General features: G+C 37.8%; 9 protein-coding genes, 1 tRNA gene and 1 other RNA gene. 4 read left to right on the top strand and 7 right to left on the bottom strand.

Annotated features, from left to right (window positions below):
• Nucleotides 1-253 precede the first annotated feature (253 nt).
• The 6 genes from ACQKN4_RS24005 to ffs form a co-directional block, all read right to left on the bottom strand.
• Nucleotides 254-526 carry a pro-sigmaK processing inhibitor BofA family protein gene (locus tag ACQKN4_RS24005; protein WP_079564092.1) on the bottom strand — a complete coding sequence of 91 codons (273 nt, stop codon included), beginning with the start codon at nucleotides 524-526 and terminating at the stop codon, nucleotides 254-256.
• A 213-nt stretch (nucleotides 527-739) separates the two neighbouring features.
• Nucleotides 740-955 carry a YaaL family protein gene (locus ACQKN4_RS24000; protein ID WP_079564090.1) on the bottom strand — a complete coding sequence of 72 codons (216 nt, stop codon included), beginning with the start codon at nucleotides 953-955 and terminating at the stop codon, nucleotides 740-742.
• A gap of 13 nt (nucleotides 956-968) precedes the next feature.
• Nucleotides 969-1,565 (bottom strand): recombination mediator RecR, encoded by a 597-nt coding sequence (recR, locus tag ACQKN4_RS23995; protein ID WP_079564088.1) that lies wholly within the window; start codon nucleotides 1,563-1,565, stop codon nucleotides 969-971.
• 11 nt (nucleotides 1,566-1,576) lie between these two features.
• Nucleotides 1,577-1,891 (bottom strand): YbaB/EbfC family nucleoid-associated protein, encoded by a 315-nt coding sequence (locus ACQKN4_RS23990; protein ID WP_079564086.1) that lies wholly within the window; start codon nucleotides 1,889-1,891, stop codon nucleotides 1,577-1,579.
• Between the two features lie 21 nt (nucleotides 1,892-1,912).
• Nucleotides 1,913-3,700 carry a DNA polymerase III subunit gamma/tau gene (gene dnaX, locus ACQKN4_RS23985; protein WP_427485039.1) on the bottom strand — a complete coding sequence of 596 codons (1,788 nt, stop codon included), beginning with the start codon at nucleotides 3,698-3,700 and terminating at the stop codon, nucleotides 1,913-1,915.
• A gap of 244 nt (nucleotides 3,701-3,944) precedes the next feature.
• Nucleotides 3,945-4,212: signal recognition particle sRNA large type (gene ffs / locus ACQKN4_RS23980), an RNA gene on the bottom strand.
• A 325-nt stretch (nucleotides 4,213-4,537) separates the two neighbouring features.
• On the opposite strand from ffs, the gene ACQKN4_RS23975 reads away from it, so the two are divergent.
• From ACQKN4_RS23975 to ACQKN4_RS23960, 4 genes are all read left to right on the top strand, one after another.
• A tRNA-Ser gene (locus ACQKN4_RS23975) sits at nucleotides 4,538-4,630 on the top strand.
• Nucleotides 4,631-5,060: 430 nt separating this feature from the next.
• Nucleotides 5,061-6,323 (top strand): ATP-binding protein, encoded by a 1,263-nt coding sequence (locus ACQKN4_RS23970; RefSeq protein WP_427485038.1) that lies wholly within the window; start codon nucleotides 5,061-5,063, stop codon nucleotides 6,321-6,323.
• A complete protein-coding gene (locus ACQKN4_RS23965; protein WP_079564078.1) occupies nucleotides 6,324-7,202 on the top strand; it encodes a response regulator in 879 nt (292 codons plus the stop codon). It abuts the gene before it with no gap.
• A gap of 90 nt (nucleotides 7,203-7,292) precedes the next feature.
• Complete coding sequence (locus ACQKN4_RS23960) at nucleotides 7,293-8,567, top strand: cation:dicarboxylate symporter family transporter (RefSeq protein WP_079564075.1); 1,275 nt, start codon at nucleotides 7,293-7,295, stop codon at nucleotides 8,565-8,567.
• A 47-nt stretch (nucleotides 8,568-8,614) separates the two neighbouring features.
• Here ACQKN4_RS23960 and ACQKN4_RS23955 read toward each other — a convergent pair whose 3' ends face one another.
• The gene (locus ACQKN4_RS23955; RefSeq protein ID WP_079564073.1) at nucleotides 8,615-9,235 is read right to left on the bottom strand and encodes an RraA family protein; all 621 of its coding nucleotides are present in this window, start codon (nucleotides 9,233-9,235) and stop codon (nucleotides 8,615-8,617) included.
• Nucleotides 9,236-9,316 lie beyond the last annotated feature (81 nt).

The following is a 9,316-nucleotide window of genomic DNA, read 5'->3' as shown; positions in this document are numbered from 1 at the left end:
TTTGATGTCCAAAATTTTGTTTCGTTCACTAACTCAAGGTTAGCTACTGAAAACTTTATTGATTACGTTTTGCTTGTTCAGTTTTCAAGGTTCATATTTCGTCGCCATTTCTTCAACAGCAACTTTTATATAATATCACGTCTCGAACTCGGTGTCAACAACTAAATTATTTTGTTTAAAATTCATTTGTTTAACAACCGTTATCTTAACGACTCTTATTACTATACCACAATATTTTTTCTTTGCAAGTGTTTTATAAAAAAAAGATTAACGCAGTTACTCCTAGTACACCCGGAATACCTAATATTGCAATGGTGAACACTGAGAATAGATTAATTGGCACTTCATAGCCTGCATATCCTATACCTAAGTGAATAATAAATAATAGTAGAAAGGCAAAAGCAAATCTAAACCAAAACACCGACATTCCTTCTAATATTTTACCCATCTTGGCATGTCTTATTATTATATAAAGAAAAAGAAGCACTATAGGCACACCAATACTCATAATTACTAACCACGACATATGGTTTCCCCCTTAAATATAATTATGAAAGTTTATGTTTCCTATTTTGCTTCTATGAATATCAATTATGCCTCGGAATAATTGTAGCTGTCTCTTTGCTTTCGCTACAGAAAACATTTACCGATACATGTCAGTGAATACCTTTCCGGTTCTGTGCCCATTAACGCATTTCAGCGGATGTTTGGACACCCGCTGAAATACGTTAAAAAACTATTATTTAATTAATACTTTCCGAATTCTAGCTTCCTTGAATAAATAAAAATGGATACTCTCCGCTACTTTTCGTTGAGCAATTGCTTCTAAATCATAATCATCTATTAGTTCTTCAATTATCTTCGCTTGCTGTAAATCCTCTTTTGTTTCTTTTATAAGACTCACAAGCTTGTCATCGAATTCTTTTTTTAATTTTCCCTTACTGCGGAAGAACATATTAATCCCTCACTCACAATTCTCGGCGACCTTCCATTGCCTTCGATAACGTTACTTCATCTGCATATTCTAAATCTCCACCTACTGGTAGACCATGAGCGATTCGCGTTGTTCGAATACCAGATGGCTTCACTAGACGAGAAATATACATAGCTGTTGCCTCGCCTTCAATAGTTGAATTTGTGGCTAAAATAAGTTCCTGCACAGTCTCATCTTGCAAACGAACCAGCAGGGAAGCGACATTAATATCCTCTGGACCAACACCATCCATAGGTGAAATAGCTCCCTGTAATACATGGTACATACCATTGAAATCACGCATTTTCTCCATTGCAATCACATCTTTTGTATCTTGAACAACACAAATAATAGAATGATTTCGTTGTTTGTCGGTACAAATATGGCATGGATCTACATCGGTTATATTGCCACATACAGAGCAGTAGCTTAAATTTCGTTTAGCATCAATCAATGCCTTCGAAAAGGATAAAACGTCATCCTCTTTCATTGTTAATACAAAAAACGCCAGACGGGCCGCGGTTTTCGGCCCGATACCTGGCAATTTCATAAAGCTATCAATCAGTTTCGATATTGGTTCTGGGTAGTACATTTATTTACCTCCTAGAACGGAAGGTTCATGCCCTGAGTGAATTTACCCATTGTTGCATTTGTTTTTTCATCTACTTTTTTCAATGCTTCATTTGTAGCAATAACGATTAAATCTTGTAGCATTTCGATATCATCTGGATCTACTACTGATGGATCAAGATTTACTTCTACGACTTCACGTTGACCAGTTACAGATACTTTCACCATACCGCCACCAGCAGCGCCTTCAAATTGCTCTGCGTTTAAAGCCTCTTGAGCCTCCATCATTTCTTTTTGCATTTTTTGCATTTTTTTCATCATACCTTGCATATTTCCCATTCCACGCATAAACATATTCCTCCTAAATGATTAGTCTTCAACAATTTCAACAAAATCTTTACCAAACAGCTTTTCCGCTTCCGTCACAAGTGGATCTTGTGAAGCAAGTGGTTGAGCATCGTCGATAAACGGCCCATCTGGCATTTCTGCCGGTGGCGGCTCTAATAACTCTACTTCAGGATCGTTCTCATCCTGAGACTTTTTCTGCTGCTGTAAGCCATGATCACGAATAAACTCTTCACGTAATTTTAACCAGGCCTCATCCGGTGTACAAAGCATTTCATACATAGTACCTGTTTGCCCTGCAATTAATTGTGTGAATTGAGCTTTTAGAGCTTGATTATCAGCAACCATTTGACAATGAATATCATACTTGAATTTTAACACAAAAGCACTTGAAGATGCCGCAACAGGTTCAGCCTCTGCTAAAAGAGCTGATTGAGATTTTTGCATTTGGTTTAATGCCTGCGCCCAAACTGATTTGATACGTTGCACATCTTGCTTTGTAGCATCCTTCAGCACCTCTTGAATACGTCCTGTTGGTGCTTTATAGCCATTTGGATTTTTAGCTCGTGGACGTTGCTCTTTTGGCGTTTGGGTTGCTTGCACAGAAGCACCCGCTTGCAATTGGGCTGATAGTTGTTGCACCATCTGCTCAAGTGCCACAATTTTTTGAGCGAGCTCTGGGCTCATAGCTACCTCACCTGAAGTAGTAGTTTGGCCAACTGCCCCTCCCGAAAATTGCACCATTTTAAGTAACGCTGTTTCCAAGTAAATCTTTGTATGGTGGGAGAACCTCATTTCCTGCTGTGTTTTTGCTAAAATATCAATGTAACCATATAACAAATCGGGTGCAAAATCATGCGCTAATGTAAATACTCGCTCCTCCGGTGATACTAACTCTAATAATTCAGCCAAATCCTCACTTGTCTGCAGTAATAATAAATCACGGAAAAATGTAATCAGGTCCTCTGAAAGGCGAAGAGGGTCTTTCCCATCTGCAATAAGCTGCTCTAATAAAGCAAGCATTTGTGCGACATCTTTTACTTTTAGAGCTTCTGCTAATTCATAGAAAACTTCCTGACTAATAGAACCTGTAACAAGCAATGTGTCCTCTAGCTTCAACTTTTCCCCGCTGAAGGATACAACCTGATCTAATAAACTTAAAGCATCACGCATACCACCAGCTGCTGATTGTGCGATTACCTTTAAACCTTGCTCCTCAAATGGTAACTCAATATCCTCTAATACAACTTTCATGCGCTCGATAATATCATTGGTTGAAAGACGCTTAAAGTCAAAGCGTTGACAACGCGAAATAATCGTTGCAGGCAATTTATGGGGCTCTGTCGTCGCTAAAATAAATACAGCATGAGAAGGTGGTTCTTCTAATGTCTTTAAAAGCGCATTGAAAGCACTGGTAGAAAGCATATGCACTTCATCAATGATATACACTTTATATCTGCTACTAGCAGGAGCAAATCGTACTTTCTCAATGATGTCACGTATTTCTTCAACGCGTGAATTAGACGCAGCGTCAAATTCAATAACATCTGGATGAGAACCATCTGTAATACTTAAACAAGTAGCACATTCATTACAAGGCTCATTTGATGGTGCCTGCTCACAGTTTAAAGCCTTCGCAAAAATTTTAGCTGTACTTGTTTTCCCGGTACCACGTGGGCCAGAAAATAAATAAGCATGCGTTGTTTTATTCGCTAGGAGAGCATTTTGTAGCGTTCTTTTGACATGTGCTTGACCAGACATTTCTCGAAATGATTGGGGTCGGTACACACGATAAAATGCTTGATACGTCAATGATTTCCTCTCCTCTTCTTCATTATATAGAATAGTTCTATTATAGCATTTGCTTCATTATTTATAAAATAGTGTCATCGTTTTTCTAAAAATCCAGGACGATTGTTTTTCACCAGCTCTACTTATAAGGGAGGTTGATGTATATCTTATGTACCTATCCTACCCGTCGCCTTGTACAATTTGTAAAATAATAAAAAAACGCATCCGCCTTTTGGACGGATGCGTTTGAATTGGCAATTTAATGCCGTGCACCTTTCTTCGACAGCCGCACATAAGCGTTACTCTTGTCGTTAGCTCAGATTAGGCAACCCCGCGGCACATGAATAAGACCACTTAATGCTGCTTCCTTCCGGACCTGACATGGTTCATGGGTATCCATTGCGCAGGACCCAATCGTCAACACTACGTGCAAAAGGCAGACCAAACAATACGGACAGCCTCGAAAAAGGAATTCAGTCTCGCTAGAGCGGATTGCGAGTTACAGGACACCGCTACCTTCCCACCTAGCACGGCAATAACTAGTATACTGACTGTTTTCATAAATTGCAACTTAATACGCATAATATTTGTGTGGAATATTCTATCAGTACTGTAAAAAAGAAATTATTAATCAATTATGCCTCAGCATAATTGCGTCCGGAATCGGCTTTGTGCTTAGAGCCGACACGATGTCGGTCATTTCGGTAATGCCACAGGACGTGGCGTTCTTAGACAGAGTTCCTCTATTTCAGCGGGTGTCCAAACACCCGCTGAAATAAGTTTAAAAAAACTGTTGACGAGAGTTTTAAAATATGATAAATTTATTTTTGTCGATGAGACAACGCAACAGAACAACATGGAGGTATACCCAAGTCTGGCTGAAGGGATCGGTCTTGAAAACCGACAGGCGGGTAACACCGCGCGGGGGTTCGAATCCCTCTACCTCCTCCAGTTTTAAAATTCCGACTACGAATGTAGCCGTTTTTTTTTGCCTAAAAATTATATGTAACACTTATTAGATGCCACTTCCGCTTAGGGTGTGGTATTTTTTTATTGTAAATCACGATTTATAACTGATTCATTATGCCTCGGCATAATTGCGTCCACAATCGGCTCTGTACTTAGGTCCGACAAGATGTCGGTCATTTCGGTAATGTCACAGGACGTGGCGTTCTTAGAACAAGTTCCTCTATCTCAGCGGATGTTTGGACACCCTCTGAAAGAAGTTAAAAATCTATACCCCTTTCATCTCAAAGTCGCATTCTGGCCAACACAACGTCAAAAGTAGTGGTACAATTACTTTTATTTCAAACAAGCAAACGAGTTCTTTAGCATATCTTTTCTTTGCTATACTGCTCTGTTAATATTGGGAGGATTTTTTATGCATTCGAAATTTTACATATATCGTGCTTCCCTCACTTGGATTTTCACAATTGCACTGTTAACTGCTGTCGGTAGTGAAATTAAAATAATGCCTTTCTCGAATACAACTTTTCGTTTCGGATTAGGAAGCATCATTTTCTTTTTATGCACTTTACTTAAACCTACACCAATTATTTTGGCTGGGTTTACTACAAGCATCGTGACAACCATTTTCCGTGTTATCATTAATTACTCTTTACATGATGTTCCATTAGTCGATAGTTTACTAATACATTTACCTGCTGCTACATTTTATATATCGTTCGCAATATGCTTACAGATTCTAAGTATTCATCAATATAGAGAAAAACCACTATTGCTTGGATTACTAGTTGCATTTAGTGAAGTATTCAGTAATTTAGTGGAACAACTATTTCACTTTATTATAAATTCTTATACTTTTTTACTCCTCCCTGATTTACTTATACTTTTAGCAGTTGCTTTATTACGTAGTTTTTTTGTTGTTGGTATTTATAGTTCCATTTTAATTGCTGAGCAAAAAAAACGGGTTCAGGAAATGCTTACAATCGGCTCAGATTTATATGTTGAGACACTTTATTTGAAAAAATCTATGAACCATATAGAAGCAATTACAGCTAGTGGATTTGATTTATATCGACAATTAAAATCGCTAGGCTATCGTGCAGAAAGTTTACAGGCACTCCATATTGCCCAGGAAATTCATGAAGTAAAGAAGGATTCACAACGCATTTATGCAGGTATTTCTAAAATTGTTGGTGACAAGAGCTTTGACTCACTCAGATTATCAGAATTATTACATTTTATCGAAGATGGTAACAGTAAATACGCAGAATTTTTAAAGAAAGAAATTGAGTTTATAATAAATATTGATATCGATTTTCAAACGAAAGAACATATTGCTTTGCTTGCGCTTTTGAATAATTTAACAGCTAATGCTATTGAAGCAATTGAGAATCAAGGTATCATTTCTATTGCCATTCAGCAGCAACAGGATGATACTGTATTCACAGTATGTGATAATGGGAAGGGAATTCCACACAGTAATCTCTCTATTATTTTTGAACCTGGATACACTACAAAATACAATGTAGATGGTGTCGCAGCAACAGGTATTGGGCTTTCACACGTTGTTGAATTAGTAAATAAATTAAATGGCTCCATATCCGTCGAATCAAACAATCAAAACACGATGTTTAAAATTAAAATTCCTACGCAAACTATTCAAACAGGAGAGACTTAAATGAGGTATTTTATTGTAGATGATGACCGAGCAAGTCGGGTCATGTTAAAACAAATTATTGAAGATAGTAGTTTAGGTACAGTAATTGGTGAAGCACGCAATGGTGAGGACGCTATTCCACAAATTTTAATGACACAGCCAGAGTTTGTACTGATTGATTTGCTTATGCCGAAGCTTGATGGAATAGCAACAGTCGAGCAACTTATTCAAAATCGTTTTGAGGGACAATTTGTCATGATTTCTCAGGTAGTGAATAAGGAGATGGTAGGTGAGGCCTATGAGCAAGGTATAGATTTCTTTATTCATAAGCCAATAAACCGCATTGAGGTTGAAAATGTTTTACGTAAAACAACTGAACAATTTCGCCTAAAAAACTCATTGCTTATAATTCGCCAATCACTTACAAATATTGATCTAAGTGAACAAATAAATCAAAAAGCGACGTCTCGCGATCATATTCAATCTATCTTAAATGATATGGGTATCGTTGGTGAAATCGGAAGTGAAGATATTATAGCTATCATCGAAACATTGCTTGCCCATCAGCACAAAATTGCACCACTACCTCCATTAAAGGAGCTTTATGAGGAAATTGCAGCTGTCACAAAGGCTACACCAGATGAAATTTTGAAGGAAAGTAAAGCCATTGAACAGCGTGTGCGCCGTACTATATTAGCAGCGATGATCAATCTCGCCAATTTAGGTGTCGTAGATTATACAAACTCGGAATTTGAATATTATGCACCTCGATACTTTGACTTTAAAGAAATTCGTCTGCTTATGACTCAGATAGAAGATCACGAAAATCGTAAAGCAAAAGTGAATATTAAGAAGTTTATTCAGGTGTTATATTCAGACATTTTAACAAAAGTAAATTAATTTTCTCGGATTTTGTCGGATTCCATAAGTCCTCCGTATTATTAAAATAAGGCAAGTCCTAAAAATTTAATATTAGGGGGTACTAAAGTTTTGAAGAAGAAATTTAGAATCAGTTTAGCCACTCAAATTTTAGTCGGTTTGATTTTAGGGATCATTGTTGGCGGTATCTTTTACGGAAACCCCAAAATTGAAACATATTTACAACCTTTAGGTGATATTTTCCTTCATCTAATTAAAATGATCGTTGTACCGATTATTATTTCTACATTAATCGTTGGTGTTGCTGGCACTGGAGATATGAAACAGCTTGGACGATTAGGTGGTAAATCACTTATTTACTTTGAAGTTATTACAACAGTAGCAATTGTAGTTGGTTTACTATCTGCAAACTTGTTCCAACCAGGCGCAGGCCTAAACATGAACGAACTTTCTCAAGGAGATATTTCGAAATACGTTGCAACTACTGAAGAAGTACAGCACGAAGGACCGTTTGATATTATTGTAGGCATTGTACCGACAAATATCATTCAGTCAATGGGTGAAGGCGACATGCTTGCTATCATCTTCTTCTCAGTTATTTTTGGTTTAGGGGTAGCTGCCGTTGGCGATCGAGGTAAACCAGTATTAGACTTCTTCCAAGGGGTCGCAGATGCTATGTTCTGGGTAACGAACCTCGTAATGAAATTCGCTCCACTTGGGGTATTTGGTTTAATTGGTGTAACCGTTTCCAAATATGGATTCGCTTCACTAATACCACTTGGCAAACTTGCTATACTTGTTTATGCAACAATGCTATTCTTTATCTTTGTCGTTCTTGGTCTTGTGGCAAAATTCACTGGTATCAATATTTTCTTCTTAATTAAGGTACTAAAAGATGAGCTAATTTTAGCGTTCTCAACGGCAAGTTCTGAGGCTGTGTTACCACGAGTTATGATGAAAATGGAGAAACTAGGTGCTCCAAAGGATATCGTATCCTTTGTTATTCCAACCGGTTACTCCTTTAACTTAGATGGTTCCACATTGTACCAAGCTATTGCTGCATTATTTATCGCTCAAATGTACGGTATTAACCTAAGCATTGGTGAGCAAATTACGTTAATGCTTGTATTAATGGTTACATCTAAAGGGATTGCAGGTGTTCCAGGGGTATCCTTCGTTGTACTTCTAGCAACTCTAGGTACTGTCGGCATTCCAGTTGAAGGTTTAGCATTCATCGCAGGTATCGACCGTATTCTTGATATGGGACGTACAGTCGTTAACGTAATTGGTAACTCACTTGCGTCATTAGTAATGGCGAAATGGGAAGGCCGTTTCGATACAGACAAAATGAAAAATTACTTTAAAGAAAATGAAAATTTAGCATAAAGATCAAAAAAAATCTCACGATGTACGGATGGCATCGTGAGTTTTTTTTATTTTGTTAGAACTTTATCTAAATAAGCAATAATAGATTCTTTTCCATTTGTATGCGCCTCTTGTGCACGTATTTCATCTTTTTCAATCTTTACCTCAGCAGCTGCAATAATACGCTCTGCATCTTCCTGTGGTACGACAACGACACCGTCCACATCCCCAATAATATAATCACCAGGACGAACAGAAACACCCCCAATAGCAATAGGAACATTTACTTCCCCACCACCGTTTTTATAGCCAGCTGCTACCGTTGTGCCAAGTGAAAACACAGGAAAGTCTAGCTCGCGAATTGCTGCAATATCACGAATAACACCATCAACAACAAGGCCCTGTATACCAATCCCCCTCGCCAATGAAAGAACAAAATCACCGGCAACTGCACGATTGGTATTCCCTTTAGCATCGATTACTAAAATATCTCCCTCTTTAGCAGCTCGGATTGCTTCCAATACTGCACCATTTTCGCCATCTGGTAAACGCACTGTTACCGCACGGCCAGCAATTTTATAATGATCTGCTAACGGTTTTATATCACTCCGTAAATTTGTATGTCCTCCTGTCGCATCTGAAACAGCAGTCGTTGGCAAATGCTTAAAACTTACTTCCACCTTTGTCATCCATAACACCCCTATTATGATTTATGAAAGCTTACACAATTATTGTAAATAAAACTCATCCACTATTTCAATATATATATA

It is taken from the genome of Lysinibacillus sp. NPDC093692 (assembly GCF_050280125.1).
Lineage (GTDB): Bacteria > Bacillota > Bacilli > Bacillales_A > Planococcaceae > Lysinibacillus.
This window is presented reverse-complemented; position numbering and strand designations above follow the sequence as displayed.